General features: G+C 47.7%; 12 protein-coding genes. 3 read left to right on the forward strand and 9 right to left on the reverse strand.

The window, feature by feature from the left end:
• Positions 1-78 precede the first annotated feature (78 nt).
• The 9 genes from DR864_RS12090 to DR864_RS12130 form a co-directional block, all read right to left on the reverse strand.
• Entirely contained in the window at positions 79-549 is a 471-nt protein-coding gene (locus DR864_RS12090; RefSeq protein ID WP_162793759.1) for a YybH family protein, read from the reverse strand.
• 102 nt (positions 550-651) lie between these two features.
• A complete protein-coding gene (locus DR864_RS12095; RefSeq protein ID WP_114067223.1) occupies positions 652-6,504 on the reverse strand; it encodes a DUF8696 domain-containing protein in 5,853 nt (1,950 codons plus the stop codon).
• A 529-nt stretch (positions 6,505-7,033) separates the two neighbouring features.
• Positions 7,034-8,977, reverse strand: a complete 1,944-nt coding sequence (locus DR864_RS12100; RefSeq protein ID WP_114067224.1) for a helix-turn-helix domain-containing protein — start codon at positions 8,975-8,977, stop codon at positions 7,034-7,036.
• A gap of 146 nt (positions 8,978-9,123) precedes the next feature.
• Complete coding sequence (locus tag DR864_RS12105) at positions 9,124-10,404, reverse strand: HlyD family secretion protein (protein ID WP_114067225.1); 1,281 nt, start codon at positions 10,402-10,404, stop codon at positions 9,124-9,126.
• Positions 10,405-10,542: 138 nt separating this feature from the next.
• Positions 10,543-12,735 carry a peptidase domain-containing ABC transporter gene (locus tag DR864_RS12110; protein ID WP_114067226.1) on the reverse strand — a complete coding sequence of 731 codons (2,193 nt, stop codon included), beginning with the start codon at positions 12,733-12,735 and terminating at the stop codon, positions 10,543-10,545.
• Between the two features lie 209 nt (positions 12,736-12,944).
• On the reverse strand, positions 12,945-14,696 hold the full coding sequence (locus DR864_RS12115; RefSeq protein ID WP_114067227.1) for a helix-turn-helix domain-containing protein: 1,752 nt from the start codon (positions 14,694-14,696) through the stop codon (positions 12,945-12,947).
• Between the two features lie 196 nt (positions 14,697-14,892).
• Positions 14,893-16,485: a 3-keto-alpha-glucoside-1,2-lyase-like domain-containing protein gene (locus tag DR864_RS12120; protein WP_162793761.1), complete on the reverse strand. Its 1,593-nt coding sequence runs from the start codon at positions 16,483-16,485 to the stop codon at positions 14,893-14,895.
• A gap of 2 nt (positions 16,486-16,487) precedes the next feature.
• Positions 16,488-18,107 carry a M28 family metallopeptidase gene (locus DR864_RS12125; protein ID WP_114067229.1) on the reverse strand — a complete coding sequence of 540 codons (1,620 nt, stop codon included), beginning with the start codon at positions 18,105-18,107 and terminating at the stop codon, positions 16,488-16,490.
• Between the two features lie 169 nt (positions 18,108-18,276).
• On the reverse strand, positions 18,277-19,080 hold the full coding sequence (locus DR864_RS12130) for a hypothetical protein (RefSeq protein WP_114067230.1): 804 nt from the start codon (positions 19,078-19,080) through the stop codon (positions 18,277-18,279).
• 244 nt (positions 19,081-19,324) lie between these two features.
• Between DR864_RS12130 and DR864_RS12135 the strand changes: the two genes are divergently transcribed.
• The 3 genes from DR864_RS12135 to DR864_RS12145 all read left to right on the forward strand — a co-directional run bounded on the left by DR864_RS12135 (position 19,325) and on the right by DR864_RS12145 (position 21,301).
• A complete protein-coding gene (locus DR864_RS12135) occupies positions 19,325-19,663 on the forward strand; it encodes a hypothetical protein (RefSeq protein ID WP_114067231.1) in 339 nt (112 codons plus the stop codon).
• Positions 19,664-19,710: 47 nt separating this feature from the next.
• Positions 19,711-20,109, forward strand: a complete 399-nt coding sequence (locus tag DR864_RS12140) for a hypothetical protein (RefSeq protein WP_114067232.1) — start codon at positions 19,711-19,713, stop codon at positions 20,107-20,109.
• Positions 20,110-20,191: 82 nt separating this feature from the next.
• Positions 20,192-21,301: an acyltransferase family protein gene (locus tag DR864_RS12145; protein WP_205319236.1), complete on the forward strand. Its 1,110-nt coding sequence runs from the start codon at positions 20,192-20,194 to the stop codon at positions 21,299-21,301.
• Positions 21,302-21,402 lie beyond the last annotated feature (101 nt).

Here is a 21,402-nt window from a genome sequence, read left to right on the forward strand (position 1 = left end):
GATTTGATTAATTGTTCAATTCCCAACACTTTATCTCACACTGATTCTTAGTTTGCAAAGGGCAACCATCAGCTCTTCTTACTTGCTATCATCGTTGTACATCTCTCGGATGCACAAGTACTCCCGGCCGCGTTTTTCAAAGAGGGCCATGTATTTGCCACTGCCTACCACTTTCCCCGTCGAGTCTTTCATGGTGGTTTTACCTACTTCCAACACTTGCTTTCCTTCCGAAAATACCTCGATGGTTTCGAACGAATGGGTCAATTTTTGGGTGAGGTTTTGCTTTTCCTGAAACTGGCGGATGGCCTCTTTCCCAACCAGCATGGGCGAATCGTCGGGCATCGACACGGCATCGTCGGCGTAGAAAGCCATGAGCTCGGGGATATTCTTGGTATTAACCGCTATAGCCCAATTGTTTTCTAGGGTTTCAATATCGGTACGGATTTGGGCTAAGTCAGGCTGGGCGTTTTCATCCGTATTTTCACCCTGCGATGCAGTACATGCGCTGAGCATAACAAATATACAGCCGATTTGGAGAAGATATTTCATTTTGTTAAACTTTTTAAAAAACAACCCACTCATACATAGCGGGTTAAACATTAAAGTATTCTCCGAAAGCGCTTTTGCTTCCGGAGAATACAATGAATTGTTTTACAACTTATTGACTTTTACGACTGCTTCGTGGTTTTGGCTGTCGCGGCAACGAATCAGGTATAGCCCGTCGGGCAGGTGCTTGAAATCAAAGGAGAGTTGGTTGGCTCCTTCGTTCATCTGCTCGGTCTTTTGCACCAATGGCCGACCAATCAAATCTACCACTTCAATCCGTGCCAATCCCTTGCTGACATTGCGCAAATCAACCGTTACCAAACCTGCGGTCGGATTGGGATACACTTGCATCATCAGGACCGTTGGGCGCGTTGCTTCGTCAGACTCCACGCCGATGCGGGCGTTGCTTTGGGTGCCACAAGGCGTGATACCGCAGGCTCCCAACGTGGCTCCATTGGCCAGAAGGGCAGGTACGGCCGTGGGAGCTACGCAGAGCGACTTGCCTCCAAAACAAACCAGCACTTTTTCGACGGCATTGGAATTGCCACAACGTACGTCAATCACTTCTACCGTCACCTCGTCGGTGGAGGTACAGCCGTTGGCATCGGTCACCGTAACGGTGTAAGTGGTTGTAACCGTAGGACATACCTGAACCGTAGCACCCGATAGATTTCCAGGCGACCAACTGTACGTAAATCCACCCGCGACACCCGTGGCCGAGGCGGTTAGATTGGTACAATTGCTGCCGTAGCCATTGTACACAAATTTGCAGCTACCCGCATCCACCGAAGGAGGAGTCTTCAGGGTAATCACCACGGGGTTGCTGGCGTATGTCGTTGTGCACGTAGGAAAAGCCTGAGAACGTACTTTGATGTTGTAATTGCCAGCGGCAAGGTCGCCGAAAGTGGCACTGCTTTGCCAATTGCTGCCGTTGTCGATGCTGTACTCCAACGTGCCGCTACCCGTGGCGTTGACCATAATGGTCCCCGTAGGAGTGGTGCAGGTGGATTGCGTAAGGCTAGGTGCATTGATGACAATGGCAGGGCAAACAGCATTGCCGGTTACGGCAAAATCATACACCGCTTCGTCGCAATCATTGTTGTTGACAGTGATGGTGGCATTCTGGACGCCCGTTGCGGTGGGCGAAAAGGTAACCGTGAAAGTAGCCGAACCGCCTGCCGTTATAGTTGCGGGGAGCGTTAAGCCGCTCACGACGAACAGCCCATTGTTGGAAACAATGCTGCTGATATTGAGGGGAGAGCTACCTGTATTTTGTACGGTAAATGTTTTTATTACATTACCAATCACCTCAAAACTTCCAAAATCAGTCCCTTTGGCCGCCGTAGGCGTGTTGTCACCATCGGGGATATTGGTGAGGGGAGAACCTCCTTGGAGATTGATTTCCTGCTGGTTGACCGTAATCAAAACTGCTTCGGAATTAACTTCGTCACACACCCCGTTTTTGACCACAGCGCGGAAGTACGTATTGGCCGTTAGGTTACCGATGGTGGCACCCGTGAGGGTTGTGCTCGTACCCGCGATGTCAGTCGGTGAAGTGAAGGCCAAATCGGTTGATTTTTGCCATTTGACCACGTTGCCCGCATTGCCCGTGAGGGTCAAATCAGCGGGCGATGTACCTGCACAAATAGTTTGGGCGGCACCCACCGTTCCGCCGACGCTGGCGGGATTGACCGTCACATTAATCCCTACCGTTCGCGGACACGCATTGGCGGGGTCGGTCACGGTGAAATAAAGCGTATGAGCGCCCACAGTCAGGTCGGTGACCGTAAATGTATTGCCGCTGTAAGTACCTGCCGTAGCCATCATACTGGCATCTTTGTACCACGTACCGCCCACGGTAAAGCTATTAGAACCCCCAATTTGTAGGGCAGGCGTCAGTACGCCACAGGTACTGATGGGCGCTATAATCACATCATTATTGGTGACATTGGGGATGGGATTACCTTGTGGGTATTCGATGATGCCGTTGTTGGTGAGGGCTGAGTTAGTATGTACTTGCGCCGTTTTGACCGTAAAAAAGCCTGCGTTGGTAAAAGTGCTGCTGTTGTTGAGGTTATCAAATACCGTCAAGATAGCGCAGGCATTGTTGGAGAATGTACCCGCATTGTTTATTCCATGGCCCCCAATGCTACCCAACGTACCGATACTGACGGTGCCTGCGTTGGTAAAGGTGGTCAGCAATTCGTTAATAATGCCGTCTTGGTTAGCTGGTGTTTGGTCTATTTGAAGCAAGCCCCCAGCCAGATTATTAAACACCGCTGCCACCATACCTGAGCCATTACCATTCAAAAGACCTTGCGACGATCTTAACGGCACATTGTTGCCCATCTTGATTTGACCCGCATTGTTAAACGTACTCGTATTGGTCATGCCCCGAGTTACCCGATCTAATTGAATGCTACCCAAAGCATTGTTGGAGAAAGTCCCCGTATTCAAAATCGCTACGCCCATATTGGCAATAGATCCTACGGTGATTTCACCACTATTTTGAAAGCTGTTTCCGGAAGTCCAAATGCCGTTACCCCATGCACGATCGAGGTAAATTTTACCACCAGAGTGATTTATAAATGAGTTTGTATTTCTAATGCAATCCTGAGCCGTTATCGCAGTTGCACCAATTCGTATTTCCCCTGTATTTGAAAAGGGATTGTTATTTTGAATACCTCGAGAAGTTACTCTATCAATCGTAATTTGCCCACCAGTATTATTATTGAAAGTGGCATCATTTGTGAGGCCATTCGAGGCCATCCCTGCGCTTACTGTCGCACCGATAGTGATTTTAGCGGTATTGTTAAAGGTGCCACTCTCGTTGTATAGACCGATGGCGGAGGCATTGTCAATTTTAATTTCTCCGCCTGTGTTGTTATTGAACATGGCTGTGCTGCCAAAGTTATTTAAGCCACGCTGTCCTACACTCGCCAAAGCCCCAATGGTGATAAGGCCCGAGTTATTGAAGGTTGCCGTATGGTTCAAAAGACCACGGCCAGTTCGGTCAATCTTAATGTCTCCCCCCGTATTGTTATTGAAAGTACCTCTGTTATCAATTCCTTCGCCTCCTATACTTGTGGTTGAACCGATGGTGATGGTAGCCGAGTTGGTGAATGTGGAGCCGGTTCGATTGGCTAATCCCGCCGCGCCCGTGCGGTCGATGCTGATGGTCCCCGCCCCCGAATTGACGAACGTGGCCGAAGCCCCCGTACTGACAACTCCCGAATTACCCAATGAAGCCGACGCGCCGATGGTGATCTGCCCTGTATTGGTGAAGCTGCTCGTCGAGACTACACCATTAACGCAGCGGTCCACCCGAATCTCGCCCGTATTGGTGAAAGGAGCATAAGCCAGAATACCCGAACTGGGGCCAGCGATGGCCCCCACAATGATCTTGCCCGCATTCTGAATGGTGCTGCCTAAGTGCCAGATTCCATTAAAAATGGCCCGGTCGAGACGGATTTCGCCGGTAGCATTGTTGACAAACGGCCCGGTGTTGTAGATGCAATCCTGTGACGAAAAGGCCACATTGCCAATGGTGACCGAGGCCGAGTTAACAAAGGTGCCATCATTGACCAGCCCCTGACCACTTCGGTTGATGATGATATTCCCCCCCGCGTTGTTGCTGAAACTGCCCGACGGACTTACCCAGACGCCGTTGCCGGTAACGGTACTCAGGCTTCCCACGTTGATAGTGGCGGCATTGATGAACGTGGCTGTGTTGGCAATGCCCCGGCCCCCCGTTTGGTCAATCTGAATCAGCCCTCCCGTCGTGTTGGTGAAACTGGCTTCGTTGGTCAGCCCATTGCCCGTCACCGAGGCCGAGGCCCCAATGGTGATGGTGGCCGAATTGACAAAATTGCTACCTGTATTGTACAAGGCTGAGTTATTGGCCCGATCAATGGTGATGCGCCCCCCCGCCGAGTTGCTGAATGATGCCTGATTCCACAGGGCGTTGAATCCCCCACTGACCAGTGACCCGATGGCAATGGTGCCAGTATTGGCAAACACATTCCCATTGATAAGGGCCTCATTGGTGACCCGGTCGATCTGGAGGGTGCCGGTGTTCGTAAATGTTCCAGTGTTGCGAATACCAATCTGACCCACCGGGGCCGTGTTACCCAGTATCACCGTCCCGCCGTTGGTGACTGTCCCCTGATTATAAAACGCATTGTTGAAGCCACCGAGGGTTGCAAAATTGTTGATGGTTAAACTTCCCGCGCTGCTGATACTGAGCGAAGCTCCTGTCCGTACCTCCACCGATTTGGCCGTCGCCGTGGTACTGAGGGTAGGTTGATTAGTTGGGGCAGATGGAATCACTACATCGTCTGCGGCGGTAGGAACGGTGCCATCCGCCCAGTTGCCGGCCACAGCCCAGTCTGTAGAGACGCAACCCGTCCAAGTATCAGTAGTGGTGGAGGCGGTAAAAGGAGAGGCAAGCACCACGGGATTGCTGGCGTAAGTAGCCTCACAAGTGGGGCTGGCCTGCAAGCGTACTTTGATGGTATAATTTCCTACGGCAAGGCCACTGAACGTAGCATTGCTTTGCCAAGTGCTGCCATTGTTGACGCTGTATTCTAACGTACCACCACCCGCAACGCTGGCGTTGACCACGATGGTTCCCGTAGGGGTGGTACAGGTGGGTTGCGTGACGGTAGGGGCATTGATGGTTATAGATGCAGATGCAATTGTCCCAAACAAATTGTCATTGTTGGTCGCACTATTCGGGTCATCCGAAGCGCTGTTGCTGGTAAACGTCACATTGCAGCCAACTACTTGCGGGTCATTGGTTGTACCTGGAGCGGCTGTACCGCCATCGTCCGCTTTATTAAAAATGAAGAGCGCACCGCCGTAACCCTTGCCTTTACCTTTGTCTTGTATGCCTGAACCACCAGTAGCCGTGTTGCCATCAAAAGTCACTCCTTGCAAAGTGAGCTTGCCGCTGGCAACGAAAATTGCACCACCGAAGCCAGCGCCGGCACCACCTTCGGCGCCACCGCCGCCGAAGCCGCCAAAGCCGCCAGAACCCAAGAAGCTGCCACTGCCGCCGCCGAAACCGCCGATCACACCACTGCCAACGGGGCTTGAGCCGCCGCCGCCGCCAAAGCCACCTTTACTGCCGATGCCGCCACCGCCGCCAAAGCCACCGATGCCGCCGCTGCCGCCGCTGCCGCCGCCGCCAAAGCCCGGAGGGGTTCTGGGGATGGTATTTGTGCCGTCGAAGCCAGGGCCGCCGCCGGGGCCGAAGATTGCAATACCGCCGTTGGTCCCTGGAATATATCCACCAAATCCAACATTTCCACTAGCATTTGTTACACTTCCTCCCGCCTGGATTCCATTGCCCAAGACGCCGCCAGCACCGGTGCCACCATTGCCGCCGAGACCGCCACCGCCGACGCCACCGGTGCCGCCGGTGCCGCCAATTGCTTGATTATTTTTGAGCGTCACATTGAGCAGGCGTAAGTCTATACTGCCGCTCAGCACACCGGTAGCGGTAGTTGGGTCTTGTTTACCTTCATGCATAAAAATGGCGCCGCCAGCGCCCATACCACCGCCAGCGCCACCGCCACCTCTGGCGTAGCCGTTGGCGAGTGTGAGGTCTTGGAGGGTAATGGTGCCGTTTTGAACCCAGAAGATGCGGTTGGTACCATTGCCACTGATGGTAAGGTTTGCGGCTCCCGAGCCTTTGATGGTCATGTGGTTGGTGATCACCAAGAAGAATAGGCTATTGGCGGGGTCGATGGTCACAGAGATGGTGCCCGTCACGCCAATGGCATCTATGATATGCGGATTGGCCGCAGTGGCCGTGTTGTCAGCATTGGCATCGTCAATGGCTTTGCGCAGAGAGCCCGCACCGCTATTGTTGGTGTTGCTGACGGTGAAAGTAGTTCCATACGAGGAGGTGAACCCTACGCACAGAACGGTTAGGATCAGGAGTAAATGTTTCATGAGGGTGATTGATGAGAAGAATTTTCTCATGGAATGAAAAACAGTAGGGTAAAAGACCTTCATAAATAGATAGGATTGGAAAAATAATAGAGAGTTTTTCATACGAAACGTGTGTTAAAAAAAGTGGGGTAAAGTGTAATTGTAAACGTGTAAAAAGTGTAAAATCCCAAGCGTGAAAACGCATCCGCAAAAGCCGCCAAAGGCTGGCGTTTCGAGCACCGAATCAAGAAGGTATGGGAGTGATAAGCACAGGTGAGCACCTGCCAAAACAGCAAAGAGTTTTCATCTAATTTTGATTTAAGGGTTTAGAGAATAGGCGTTAAGCCATTGTGTTTGACAAAAGTAAAGAGCTGTACTTTGAAGATGTTGGTCTATTTGGGCAATTAGTTAGTCTATCGTTCCAGGCTTAGTGTATTGTTCCAAAAACTTAGTTTATTGTTCCAGAAGCCTTTTTGAAGGCCAAAAAGGGGCACTAAACCGAAAATAAAAATCGGCCATGAGATAAAAAAAACGGAGGTCTGTTTCAGATTTATTGAGGCAGAGATTTAGGTTCCATTAAGCCAAACTTGCGAAGAATAGCCTCAAAACGGGGGTCTTTTCGGTGGATTTTAAACGTTGGGTTTACCAGAATATCGGAGTGAATAACGTCCAAATCGGCCGCTTTTTGTAAATAAACCATGCTGCTGTCTTTCTCCCCCATACCCGCATACACCATCGACTTAGAAATATAATCCTGCGGGTGATTTTTCAACGATTTTAGGTACGACATCGACGAAGTTTTATTGCCCAGACGAGCCTCACAATAGTAGATGAGCGTTCCGAAATATTTCATGTTTGGATTCAACTCCTGCACTTTTTTGAATTCTTTCAGTGCCTGCGCGTAGTTCTCACGAATCAAATAATAGTAACCCGTCGCCATGTAATACACAAAGGAATCATCGAAAATCAAGCGCCCATCCTTGATGCTTTTTTCGGCCAAATTATACTGTCCAGCGTAGGCACAATTTAAGATATGCCCACCCAAAATAACGGGGTACAACGGGTCGATGGCCATGGCTTTGGCGCTGTATTGGAGAGCTTCATCTGGGCGGCCCATTGAGCGCATCAACAAGCTGTACCAATAAATGGTTTGGGCGTCGTTGGGTCGGTATTTCAAGGCAATAGTATACGATGTCTTGGCTTGCTGCCACTTAAACTGATCTCGGTAAACATTCCCCAAGGTGGCGTAAGCCGTTGCATTTTGCGCATCCAACTCAATGGCTTTCAGCGCGTTTTGTTCAGCGGCATTGCCGCTAGCCTCCATTTCGGCATAGCCCATATTTCCCGTAAGATGACTGGCAATCGCTTTGTAAGCGTAGGCTTCCGCAAAATCGGGGTCGAGCGCTAGCGCACGTTCAAACTTTTGGATACTCGCCGCCAATTTTTCTTGGGTACGGGCAATCATCAGCAGGCGCCCCTGCAAAAATTCGTTGTAAGCCTCGACGTTTTTTGTAGGAATCCGTTCCAACTTATACACCAATTCGGGCGTAATCTTCAGGTTAAGTTCTAAGGCAAGTTCTCGAACAACCTCGTTCATCAGGTTGAAAAAATTCTTCAAATCACCTTCCTGATTTTTGGTCCAAACCGTGGTGCCATCTTGGGTACGGACCAATTCTAGCGCCATTTGCGCCTTGTTGTACTTTTCGCTGACGCGCCCCTGCAAAATATACGCCACCTGAAGTTCGGCTCCAATCTGCCGAACCGTCTTTTGACTGTCTTTGAATTCATTGGAAGACCGCCGGGCAATCACTTTAAGATTTTGGATGAGCGACAATGAACCGTGGATTTCTTCCATTACCCCTTCGGCCAACGACTCGCCGTTAGCATCGCTTTTGAAGGGTAAAATGGCAATGGAGTTATCAAAAAGCTCGTTGTAATTAGCCACGCCGAACGCATTGACCGAGCGTGAACTCCCCTGACTTTTCCAAAAATACACCCCAATCACAAACCATATCGCCAGAAAAATCCCCCCCCATATGTACCTGTAATTTTTGTCTGAATGGTGCACCAGAGGACCCTGAACCATGGGCCCACTCACGGTAAAAGTGCTGCTCGTTGGCGCAGGGATATTTTTTTGTTTTCTGAATTCGGTCGGGCTAACCGCAAATTCTTCAAAGAAATATTTACTAAAATTTTGGGGGCTGTCTATTCCAATCAAATCTGCAATTTCGGCAATGCGCCGGTCGGTTGTTGCCAGTAGCTCTTTTGCCTTGTGCAATCTTATCTTTCGGATGTACAGCGTGGTTGAGAGTTGGGTTTGGTCTTTGATAATCCGGTGCAGGTGCGTCCGGCTGATACCCAATTCTTTATAGACTTGGTCCAATGAAAACGTAGGATTATCGAGGTTTTCCTCAACAATTCGAGTCAATTTTTCAATAATTACATTTTCTGGTACACTCATACGACCAACTTGGGAATCAAATACTGGGGCCATGTTTGGGTATAAAGTTAAGGTCTTTAATGATATTTTTGGAATATTTTATTGGACAATAAATATCCTTGATTATGAGGCCAATTCTATTGACCTGTATTTTGGATTTATGAGCTGACTAACCGTCGCGGTACACTTACCGAAAATACTTACATCAATAACTTCCGAAAACCGTAGAAGGCACGTTCAATCAGGCGAAGATCGGCCGTTACGATTTCTGCCGTACCTGTCATTTCAGATTTACAAACAAAGGTCTGGTTGTAGGTGCTTTTGAGTGCCTTGGGGAGCGCCACCATGACGCGGTAATAGCGCACATTCAACGAAGGAGCCAGACTCAGCACCCGTCCCTCCAGCATCCCAAATTCCTGATAGGGATAATCGTCTAGTTTGATGATGACTTTTTGGCCCACCTCGGCCTTTCCCATGCCGTGAACGGGGATGTCCATCATGGCAACAAACTGCGCCTTGGTAGGCATCACAGCAAAGAGCGTATCCGAAACGTTGAGGTGCTGATTTTCGGTCAAGTTCTTCAAAAACACCAGCTTACCGTCAGCGGGAGCCGTAATGAGATAATTTTGTTGCCAGTTGCGCAGGCTGTTTTCAATGTTATGAACACTGCGTTCGATGTTGTCGAGATAAAGACGTTTTCTTTCCAAGAAAGTCTGATCAAACACCCGCAACTCCGCTTCCAATTCGTTGATTTTTAAATTATTATCAAGCGTATTTTTAAGAAACTCTTCCCGCTCTCGTTGCTTTTTTAAATGTTTATTCTTGCTCGCGATGTACTCAAATTTACTGTAAATGCCTTCTTTAAACAGCTTTTCGTCACTTAGAAAATGTTCTTGTTCATTGGCAAACTCCTCTTCATTGAGCATTTTCTGACGCTCGTTGAGGGCCGCCAACGCACGAAGCTGCTCCGCTTGTTGTTGCATCGTATGCCCCTGCGCTGCTTGATAGGTATCTGACTGAATGCGTTTGAAATCTCGGTAATTTTGGCGAAGTGCGTTAAAATCTTCCTGCAAATCTCCCCATACAAAGTTGTTGCTTGGAAAAATAATTTCGCGTTGGGGATTTTGTAAAAAAGACTGCGCATCGCTGATTAATTGCTGCATGGTTGGGATATTTTCCAGCCGCGTTGTATTCTCAGTTTCGGCCAAAACATCTCCTTTTTTTACCATCATTTCGTCCTTGGCCAATAGCCGCACCATGCGTCCGCCCATCGGTGCCACCACCCGAATGGGCGGCACCTGCGTGGTGACGATGGCGTTTCCTTTCAACACTTCGGGGTATTTAATGACCCACGTACCAACAAAAAACAATAGCACAATTCCCGACATCACCCCCGCTCCCGTGCGAATAACCCAACTGGGGGTTTCGCTCAAAATACTGAGCATTTCTTCGCCTAACTGATTATCTGAGTACTTTTTCATGTTAGAGTTTAAGTTACTGGATTGACTAAAATCGACGATTAAATAATTTTGGACAATTTCTATTTCGGGCAGAGGTATGAACTCTACGCCGGGCAGAGGTATGAACTCTACGCCGGGCAGAGGCAAGCCCTGCCCCTACTAGGCGGCGGCTTCTAACTGCGTGGTGAGCAGTTCATAATAGCGACCTTCCAAGGCAAGAAGCTCTTCATGGGTACCTTTTTCTTTAATTTGTCCTTCTTCAATGACCACAATTTGATCGGCATTACGAATCGTGCTGAGGCGGTGAGCCACTACCACCACGGTGCGACCGCTGAAAAACTCGTCCAGATTTTTCATTATTATCTGTTGATTCTGAACGTCTAGAGCGCTGGTACCTTCGTCAAAAAATAAGAATTCAGGGTCTTTGTAAACTGCACGGGCAATGAGTATACGTTGCTTCTGTCCTTGGCTGATGCTGCCGTGTTCGCTGCCGATGGTGGTGTGATAACCCAGCGGCGTAGACTCAATCCATTCGTGGATATTGGCCACCCGAGCAGCATTGTGCAAACGCTCCATGTCGGGGTCGTTATCTCCAAGGGCGATGTTGTTCAGAATCGAATCCGAAAATATCACCCCGTCCGACATCACCACTCCACATTCACTCCGCCAAGCCCGTGTTGAGATATTGTTGAGGCTGAGTTTTCCGAGCGACAATTCCCCAGAAGTGGGTGCGTAATGTTTCATCAACAATTTGAGAAGAGTGGTTTTGCCGCTACCGCTCGAACCCACGATGGCCGTTGTTTTACCCGCAGGAATGTAGAGCCGAATATCGTGGAGAGTACTATTTTTTGCATTTGGATAGTGGAAATTTACATTGCGCAAAACCAAGGGCTGCTTCTCCGACAACTGCGTCACTTTTGTAAAATCATCCCCTTCTTCTTCGGGCATTTGATGCACCGCGTTGATGCGCTCGGTGCTGATGCGGGCATCCTGAATCTGCTGAAGGTAGGCAAAAAGCTGTTCGGTGGGGCCGTTGGTTTGACCCAACATTTGCTGCACGGCTAGCATGGCTCCCAGCGAAAGGTCACCGTCAAGAACGGCCTTGGCCGACAGAAACGTGATGATCAATATCTTGGTTTCGTTGATGAGCAAGCCGCCTATTTGCTGAACCTGCGAGAGCTTAAGGAGTTTGATATTTTGCCGAAAAAGCTTGGCCCGAATCTGCTCCCAGTCCCAACGTTTGAGCATTTCGGCATTGGCCAGCTTGATGTCGGGCATTCCCTGAACGAGTTGAACCAGTTTATTTTGTTCCTGTTCGGCAATTTTCGCCCGCTTGAAATCATGCTCGCGGCGTTTTTTCATGAAAATCGAAATCCAACTGATATAGAGCAGCGTAGCTCCCAGAAAAATGCCAAAGATGGTCAAATCATAGAGGGCAAAAATGAGGGTGTAAATAACCAAATTCAGTACCGAAAACAAGATGGATATCAGGTGCGTAGAAAGAAAAGTTTCGATGCGTTTTTGGTCTTCGATGCGCTGCATCACCTCCCCCACGGCTTTCTCGTTGAAATAACTGATGGGCAAACGCATGATTTTGGCAATAAAATCGGTCAATAACGACACTCCGACCCGGGTACTTACGTAGAGCAAAAGCCAACCTCGAATGGCTTCGAGCGAATTTCGCCCCACCATCAGCATCAATTGTCCCGCCAGAAAAATGTAGATAAAGTTTAGGTTATGGTTCATCACCCCCACATCCACAATAGACTGGGTAAGAAAAGGAAAAATGAGTTTAAGGATGGTTCCGACAATCATGCCCAACCACAACTGCCACATCAATTTGGGGTATTTTTTTAAGTACGCCGTCAAAGAACGTAATCCCTGCGGCTTGGCGTCGGTGGGCGCTTCGGATTCTTGAAAAAACGCGGGTGTCGGGTCGAGCAACAATACGGTTCCTTCCTCTGCACCTGCTGGTAGCCAATGTTTGCAAAATTCATCGGCCGACACCGTCAGCGGAGTTTTGTCGGTGCTAATAGAAACCTGATTTTGAACGATGTTGGAAACTACCACAAACCCGTGATTATCCCATTTTATAATGCAGGGCAGCGGAATTTCCCGTTTGAGGGTTGAAAAAGAAATACTGATGCAACGGGCTCTGAAACCGATAGCCTCGGCGGTTTCGGCAATGTCTCTCAAGCTACCGAAACCGTGGTTTTTTTTAGCCCGAAGGGTACTTAACGAGAGGATTTTGCCATGGTGTTGCGCCACGCTTCCCAGGCATTTGAGCGCGGAATCATTGTGGTCTTTTTGACGTACAAAAGCCGATACAGACGAAAAATGTTGAGTTTCCATACGCAGAACAATCTTAAATAATTACGGTTAGACCCTTGTTTATCATTAATAAATGATAAACCAAAAGTATAACCGCCCCAACAAAAGCCGTTGGTACGATGTTCTGAAAACTTAGTCTATTGTTTCAAATATTTAGCTTATTGTTCCACACCCTCGGCAATAGAAGAAGAAACGGATTGGATGTGAAAGGCTAGCGTGGTGGGTGCATTTTACCGGGCTTTAAGGATTGTCTTTTCCAATAGCGTTTTGTAGCGGGAATCTTCTTTGAAATGAGCCAACCAATCCCGTACAATAAATGGAAAAAACAGCATCGGGGGCTCGCGCAAGGCAATAGCCTTTTCAAAGAAATCATACGCCGTATCTTTATCACCCAGACAGGCGTGTACGATACCCATGTCATAGTTGGCCACGGGTTGGGTTTGGTGCAAGACTTCCATTTTCTGGATTACCTCCCTTGCTTTCTCTTGGTGGCCCATCAGCGCCAACAGGCTGCCATAGCCGCTCAGGGTTAGGCCACTATAATTTTGATGGAGGGCCTTTTCTAGTTCGGCGAGGGCTTCATTAAATTGCTTGGATTTTATCAAATTGAACCCCATGATGATGTGCCCGCCCCAAAAATTGGGTTCGAGTTCCAGCAGCCTTCTTCCCTGTACAAGGGCTTTCCGAAAATCACCCGCAATCCAGTAAATATACCCTGTGTAGAAATTATTAATCAATGAAAAAGGGTCGAGGTCAAAGGCAGTCTGGGCATGGTCGATGGCGCTGGGAACGTCGCCCAAAATACTGAGACACAGGGCATATTGACCGTGGGCTTCAGCCATGTTATGATTCTGTTCGAGGGCTTTTTGGAACGAGCGCAACGCCCCCACCAAATCCCATTCATGATACATCTTTAAGCGAGCGATGGCCAGATGACTTTCGGCAATTTGGTCATCCAATTCAAGCGAATATTGGGCGCACTGCTGCATTTGAGGTAGGCACTGGCCAGCCGAAGCGTACCGATAAAACCACAGATTGAGAAAACAGGACGCCATTCCAGAATAGGCGATAGCATAGCTGGGCTCGATTGCTATTGCTGCCTGATAATAGTCAATGGCTTTGTAAAAATTGTCGGCTCCCGCAAATTTATTGTAATAAAAACGCCCGTACAGATACAGCCGATACGCCTCGGGATTGTTGGTGTACCTCTTCAAGACAGCGACTTTTTCGGTAACTAATACATTGCTCTTAATCCGGTTGAGAATGGATAGTGAAATTTCATCCTGAATATCAAATACATCTTCCGCTTCGCGGTCATATTTTTCCGACCATACATTAAATCCGTCGGCCACTTTGTTAAGTTGGGCGGTGATACGTAGCTTATTGCCTGATTTTCGGAGGCTTCCTTCCAAAACAAAGCTAACATTGAGCCGCTGACCGATTTGTCTTACGTCCAGGCTTTGGCCTTTAAACGCAAAACTGGAGGTACGTCCCGCTATTTTCAAGCCCGAGACCTGCGCAAGTCGGTTGATGATCTCTTCGGTCATGCCGTCACAGAAAAAATCCTGCTCGGGGTCGCTGCTCATATTTACGAAGGGCAATACGGCAATCGACACTTCCAAATCGGTCACCGTAGAAACTTCTTCCGTTTGGGAATGTTTTCTGAATTCAGTAGGATTTACGTTGAACTCCTGCGTAAAGTATTTGCTAAAGTTTTGCGGACTGTCAATTCCTACTTCGTAGGTAATTTCAGACACTCGCATGTCTGTGTTGAGCAATAAGTCTTTGGCTTTCAACATTTTTACTTTCCGGATGTAAAGAGTGATAGGGAGTTGGCTGTGGGCAGTTACGATTCGGTGCAGCTGCGTTCTGCTTACTCCCAACTCCTTACAAATGCTACTTAGCGAGAAGGCCGGATTGGTAATGTTCTGCTGGATTAAATAGGTTAGTTTTTCAAAAGTTTCTTTTTCTGAACTATGCATAATACCCTTATCGCAAATAAAGACTAGATTGAATTTTGTAAAATTCCCTGAATGTAGTCAATAAATACATTTTTTGGGCAATGGAAAAAATTATTATCATAGGTGTTTCATTTTTTGCCGAGAAACATCGTTAAGGGAAACATTACAACAAATAATCGTTCAAAATATCTGAGAGATTAATGAGTCAAAAAATAATTTACAACTCCCGAATCCGAATATTTCGGAAAGCCGCTTCGTCGCCGTGGTCTTGAAGAAGGATATGCCCAGGGGCAGTTCCAAAATCCTTTACGTCTTTAAACTTACTTTCGGCTTTGGCTTTCATAAATTCGGGGCTGCCGATGGTGTACTCAACCACTTTCACGCCGTTGAGCCAATGCGTTACGCGCGTACCTTCTACCCTGATACGGCCTTTGTTCCACTCACCAATGGGCTTTAATTGGCGCGAAACGGGCGCAAACAACTCGTACAATCCAGCGGTGCGGCGTTTGTCGTTGGTATCGTTGGCAATGTCTTTGTTGCCAGTATCGTCGATTAGCTGATATTCACAGCCTAGAATAGCACCGTCGGGGTATTTTTTGGCGAAATACTTCAACCCTGTATTCGCTCCTGGGGCTAGTTTGAATTCAAATTCCAAGTCAAACTGCGAAAACATCTTTTTGGCAATAATGTCACCCCCACGCACTACTGCTTTGCTTTCGCCTTTCCCTTGATTAACCACCAACACTTTATTGTCAATCGCCCAACCTTCCTTGGGAAATTGGTCCGACTTGGCCGAAATCCATTGCTCAGTAGAGGTACCGTTAAAAAGCGGAATCCAGTCGTTTGGAAAATAGACATTTACCTCAGGGTGCATCGTATACATGCGGTATTGCTTGCCATCGTGGACCAGCAAGCCGCTAGATTTATCGTTACCGATGATAGGGTTATTTTCATATTTTTTCCAGTGAATCAAATCCTTGGAAACCGCCACGTTCATCGACCATTCGCGCCAATCCTTAAAGGCCGAGGCATGATAATAACCGTAGTACAGCCCTTTGTACTTTATAATTTGATTCATGGCTACGGCGTATTGGTCGTAAGTTTCAGGCCCCATTTTCAACACGGGTTCGTCCTGTACGTTCGTCCAGATTTTCAGGTCTTTGGACGTAGCCAGCCAAATACCTAAATCGCCGCGTTCGTAGAAAAGATACCACATGCTGTTTTCTTTCCAAATCGCTGGAGTGCCGTACGCACCTTTGGAAATTGGGTTTCCGTTGGTGAGACGAACATCCAAAGGCCCCTTTTCCTGCCAATGAATGCGGTCGGTAGAGGTGAGCAAATGCGCAATGTCGTTTCTGCCTTCGGCAAACATATAATACACACCATTTGACTTGATGACGGACATATCTTCGACCCAATCTAAATCATAAATGGGATTCGGCGAATGGCGCGTCCACTTAATGCCGTCGGGAGAAGTGGCGTAGCCCAAATGCATGACGGCATTTTTCTCCTTTTTGTAGCCCGTGTACCACAAATGATAGGTGTCTCCTTCGCGCAAAATATATCCGCGTTCTCTGATTTTTTCATCCCAAGTGCCAGACTTACCCATTCCTGCAAAAACTGGATTTTGGCCATAGGATTTGAAATTTATGATTTCACTCGGGAATTCATCCGGAGCCGTTGGTAATGTTCTCACCGCCAACATTTTATTGTCGTTGGGAATATTAGTATTCTCACTACCAGCCTCTTTAGGCGAATAAAAAAAAGTGAAAGCCACCATAAGTGGCGTTAAAAGCGTTACTATTTTCATGGTTATTTCATCATTTTATCGCGAGCAGCCTTGAATTCAGACCCTTTTTTCCATCCCGGAAAAGTACTTTCGTTGCTGATGCGGTGCCCCACTTCGTACAATAGTTTCATATCTTCGACGATACCCGTCAAATCCCATTTCCCGTTATACTCGTCGGTGGGCATGTGGTAGCGGTAGAGATTGAATTGCTCTTTTTGGGCTTTGCCCCAGTCTTCGCCGTGCTGACGGGAAATGACGCCGTTTTCGATATACAACGACGGTACGCCTACTTTGGCAAAATTAAAGTGGTCGGAACGAAAATACCAACCCCCCGACGGGTTGGGCTCGCCGCGCGTAAATCGGTCTTGCTTTTTAGCCTCCGCCTCAATGTAATCGTCCAGATCTGACTGCCCTTTTCCGACCACAATCACGTCTTTGGTTCGACCAAAAGGCTGCAAAACGTCCATGTTAATATCGGCTACGGTTTTATCAAGCGGGAAAATGGGATGTGTACAATAATATTCTGATCCCAACAAACCCTGCTCTTCGGCCGTCACGACCATGAACACAACCGAGCGGGCGGGTTTCTTTTTGAGTTTGGTAAAAGCCGTCGCTATTTCCAATACCGCCGCGGTGCCTGAGGCATCATCGGCAGCACCGTTATAAATGGAATCCCCGTTGATCGGCTCGCCCTTGCCGAGGTGGTCCCAGTGAGCAGTGTACACCACATACTCGTTGGCGCGGGTCGTGCCCGGGAGCACTGCCATCACGTTATGAGAGGTGGATTTTTTAGTTTCATTATCAATGGTCAACGAAGTTGTAACGCCCAACGGCACGGGTTTAAACCCTTTTTTGCTGGCTTCGTGCATCACATCGGGCTTAACCCCTGCGAGTTGGAAAAGTTTTTTTGCCGATTCCAGCGTAATCCAACCTTCCATGGCCGCCCGCGAACGGTTATCGTCGGCGGCTTGCAGATACAATTTGGATTTTGACCAGCCGCTTCGTACCACCGACCAGCCATAACTCGCCGGCCCTGTATCGTGAATGATGAGTACGCCAGCCGCGCCTTGGCGAGCTGCCTCTTCAAACTTATAGGTCCAACGACCATAATAGGTCATCGTATTTCCTTTAAACAACTTGTCGTCTACAATCCCCGGGTCATTGACCAACACCAATACGGTTTTACCTTTTACGTCCAGCCCAGCGTAGTCGTTCCAACCGTATTCGGGCGCCACAATGCCATAACCCGCAAACACCATTTCGGAGTTTTCGACCTTTACTTGGTCTTGCACCCGACGGGTAGCGGCCACGAAATCCGTGAGGTAATTAAGGGAAATCTCCCCATTTTTGCTTTTCATGACCAGCGGCCCCGCAGGTTTGGACAAAATATCCACCATAGGCACTTCCTGAAAATAGCTCTTGCCATTGCCCGGTTTCAGGCCCAATTTTTCAAATTCGGCTTTTAAGTAATTGATGGTTTTGGTTTCACCAACGCTGAACGGCTTGCGGCCTTCAAAAGCGTCGGAAGCCAGTACTTGAATATGCTTTGCAAATGCCTTGCCGTCGATGAGCGCATCGTCGGCAGTGTGGCTTACTAAAAAGACACTGCTCAGAAGGAGACAGAAAAAAATCAATTTGTTCATGAGAGGATTACGGGGTCAGTGAATCACCAAAGATAGGAAGATAGGCCCCATAAATTCAAGAACGAAAAACGTATCTCCCCAAATCATTTTTTTCATTCACCACAAAAAGCCTCCTCTCGACACACTGAAGGTGACAAGAGGAGGCAATACACTTAAAATCAGCCCTGAATCAATACTCCAATTTCAACGTCCATTCAGCGCCTCCTTGGTTGATGGTGCGCTGGGTAGGAATCCCTTTGGCGTCGTATTGGTAGCGAAACGTAGTCGACTGTTTGAGGCCCGTCGAAGCCGCCGTTCTGATTTGTTTTCCAGGGTTATTTAGTTGAAATTTCACCCAAGGTACGTACGGAAAAAACGATAGTTGATCGAAGGGATTGGCCGCGCTGTCAAACTCACTGTAATCGAGCGTTTCGTACAAAGAATACTTACCCTCCATGAAGAGAAAATAATCTACGTGCACGCAATTTCCTTTAGCATCGTAGGTGTATTTCCATTTGGTTTTGGCGGGCGCATCCGACATTTGACGGTCATCAGGCACAACCTCCTCCCGCTCGCTGACGCGGCCTTTTGCATCAAAAAGAAAGTAAGTCGTAGAAATCAGGCGATTAGAGGCTCGGCTTTCGACCCGTTCCAATTTGCCGTTTGTATAAAAATAACGGTGGTCGCCGCCCTGCGAGCGCACCGTAGTGAGCTGCCCAGCGGTGTTGTACTCAAAATTGTTTTCGATGCGTTTGATTTGAGTCGGGTCCGATTGAACATACTGCCATTGCGACACATACCGGGTAATGCGCCCACTGCTATCGTAATCAAATAACTGATAATCAATCTCCGTAGCGCTCGCCTTGCGTAATTTCAAGGCATTCGTTTCGGTTTCGTTGGGAGGCTTTGGGAGGTCATCATTGTTTTTACAAGCAGTCATCATCAACGCTACCGCAACGACCCATGTCGTCATTTTTAACAAGTGTGTTTTCATAAAAAAGTGGCTGTTTCTAATAAATTGGATACTCAATTTCGACCCAAAATTGCTTTATTTACAATTGATTCACCAACCATCCCTTCTTGAATTGGGAGAAATATCAGATGAAGTGTCGAAAAAAGTGACTAGTCTGTCCAAGCAGTTATTCGTACCATACCACTGCTTTTTTAGCAAATAGCCAACGCACATTACCACTTTTTCAGCATCATTTTTTATCTTAAACCCATAATTGCTATCTGTTATGAATTTAACCAAAATTTTGATTGCTACCTTCCTGTTTTTATTGGGCTCTTTTGGCCATTGGTACATCATGTATTGGCAGTTTAAATCTCCCAAATGGATTTCCTCTATTTATCCTTATTTACTAGCGATTGCCTGTACTTGGCTCTGGATCAAAGCCTCTGAGTACGGCGTCAAAGGTTTCAACGGCTCTATGTGGTCCAATCGGTTTTTGTTTTTCGTAACGGGCGTTTTTGTGGGCTCTTTCCTCTACCCGATTCATTTTGGGCAAACCTTCACCCTAAAAGTCGCCATCCAGCTTTTATTGGCACTGGCCATTATTGTCGTTTCAATTCTTTAAACCCTAATTAAGCTTTTGATATATTTAACTTTGAACCAAAAACACCCATGAAACGCACCTCCATTTCGCTGCTATCTTTCTCTCTATCAGCCCTTTTTCTGTTTTCTTGCGGCGGTGATGCTGCCGAACTGGAACGCCTGCAAAAAGAAAACTTAGAACTGAAAGCACAATTGCAAGAATTGAACGCCGCACAATCTGCCAAAAAAGTAAGGTACATTTTGAAAATACGACTGAAGCAGGCAAATTTTTCGCTTAGCATCAAAAAGCACATCAAAAATGCCGTCAACGCCATTGATTTTGAACTCCCCGTCGACAAGGATTTCTACGACAGTGTGTCTAAAGGCACCGAAATTGTGGACAAATTTCGCTTTGGTTCTTTCGTATTATACGGCAGTTTCGGCGATTGGGAAATGACCGTCAAAGACAAAGAAATCCGAGAAATGTAGCAGATTAGAGCGATAAACAATAGTAAAAAAAGCCGCAAATGGAGTTATAGGAAGTAGATACCTAAACCTACAACCTGATACAATGAATTCAGCTTCTTCTGCAAGCCGCCTAGCCTCGCTCGATGCGCTTCGTGGCTTTGATATGCTCATGATTTCTGGCGGTGGTGCCTTTCTTTCTCTGATGGGTGGCAAAACCAACATTGGTTTTATTGATGCCATTGCAGCGCAATTTCACCACCCCGATTGGGACGGGTTCACCTTCTATGATTTTATCTTTCCGCTGTTTTTGTTCATGGCGGGCGTGTCTCTTTCCATCAGTCTCAAAAACGGCATCGCCAAAGGTATTCCCCAATCCAAACTCTTGGAAAAGGTATTTAAGCGAATGCTCATTTTATTTTTTCTCGGAATATTGGATAAAAACGCCCCCGTTGATTTTTTTGACCCCGCCCTTATTCGCTACGGAACCGTGCTCGGGCGCATCGGAATTGCCACTTTTTTGGTAGCGATTCTGTACCTTAACACTGGCTGGAAAACGCATCTTATCGTCGCATTCGCCATTCTTGGGCTATATTACGCGGCGTTGATGCTGATTTCGGTTGGTGATTATGGCGGTGGCGACCTAACCTTTGAGGGCAATTTGGTGGGGTGGATTGACCGCTCTTTCATGCCCGGACGCCTAAAACAAACCACTTACGACGAGCTAGCCATGACCACCCAACTCTCGGCTACCTGTTTGACTATTTTTGGCAGTTTGGCGGGGAAAGTACTATTGGACAAAACCACCGCCAACATCAAATTGATTCGGTTGATTGGCATGGGCGCCATCGGCATCGCGGCAGGCTTGGCGTGGGCCACGGTTTTTCCACTCAACAAACACCTTTGGTCTAGCTCTTTTATTCTGCTGACCGCTGGAATGGCTTGTCTGTTGGTCGCCCTTTTTTATTGGGTAATGGACGTGTTAAAATTCACCAAATGGGCCTTTTTCTTCAAGGTTATTGGCATGAACTCGCTGGTGATTTACATGGCCTGCCGCTTCGTGAATTTCGGCGAATCCTCACGTCTACTTTTTGCGGGATTGTACGGCCACGCGCCCGAAAAGTGGCACGAAGTATTCAACGCATTGGGCGGGCTGATTTTGGTGTGGCTGGTCCTGTATGTGATGTACCGCCACAAGATTTTTGTGAAAGTGTAACGCGTATTAAGTACTAAGACAATGTTAATCACGCATAGACGCAAAGTGGCAAAGGGAATAGGTGATTGATAATAAACACTTTGCAGCTTTGCACCTTAGCG

It is taken from the genome of Runella rosea (genome assembly GCF_003325355.1).
Classification (GTDB): Bacteria; Bacteroidota; Bacteroidia; order Cytophagales; family Spirosomataceae; genus Runella; species Runella rosea.

Bases quoted from the DNA above. Each gene is read 5' to 3' on its own strand.
- DR864_RS12090 (WP_162793759.1), bottom strand. From the start codon at position 549: ATGAAATATCTTCTCCAAATCGGCTGTATATTTGTTATGCTCAGCGCA.
- DR864_RS12095 (WP_114067223.1), bottom strand. From the start codon at position 6,504: ATGAAACATTTACTCCTGATCCTAACCGTTCTGTGCGTAGGGTTCACC.
- DR864_RS12100 (WP_114067224.1), bottom strand. From the start codon at position 8,977: ATGGCCCCAGTATTTGATTCCCAAGTTGGTCGTATGAGTGTACCAGAA.
- DR864_RS12105 (WP_114067225.1), bottom strand. From the start codon at position 10,404: ATGAAAAAGTACTCAGATAATCAGTTAGGCGAAGAAATGCTCAGTATT.
- DR864_RS12110 (WP_114067226.1), bottom strand. From the start codon at position 12,735: ATGGAAACTCAACATTTTTCGTCTGTATCGGCTTTTGTACGTCAAAAA.
- DR864_RS12115 (WP_114067227.1), bottom strand. From the start codon at position 14,696: ATGCATAGTTCAGAAAAAGAAACTTTTGAAAAACTAACCTATTTAATC.
- DR864_RS12120 (WP_162793761.1), bottom strand. From the start codon at position 16,485: ATGAAAATAGTAACGCTTTTAACGCCACTTATGGTGGCTTTCACTTTT.
- DR864_RS12125 (WP_114067229.1), bottom strand. From the start codon at position 18,107: ATGAACAAATTGATTTTTTTCTGTCTCCTTCTGAGCAGTGTCTTTTTA.
- DR864_RS12130 (WP_114067230.1), bottom strand. From the start codon at position 19,080: ATGAAAACACACTTGTTAAAAATGACGACATGGGTCGTTGCGGTAGCG.
- DR864_RS12135 (WP_114067231.1), top strand. From the start codon at position 19,325: ATGAATTTAACCAAAATTTTGATTGCTACCTTCCTGTTTTTATTGGGC.
- DR864_RS12140 (WP_114067232.1), top strand. From the start codon at position 19,711: ATGAAACGCACCTCCATTTCGCTGCTATCTTTCTCTCTATCAGCCCTT.
- DR864_RS12145 (WP_205319236.1), top strand. From the start codon at position 20,192: ATGAATTCAGCTTCTTCTGCAAGCCGCCTAGCCTCGCTCGATGCGCTT.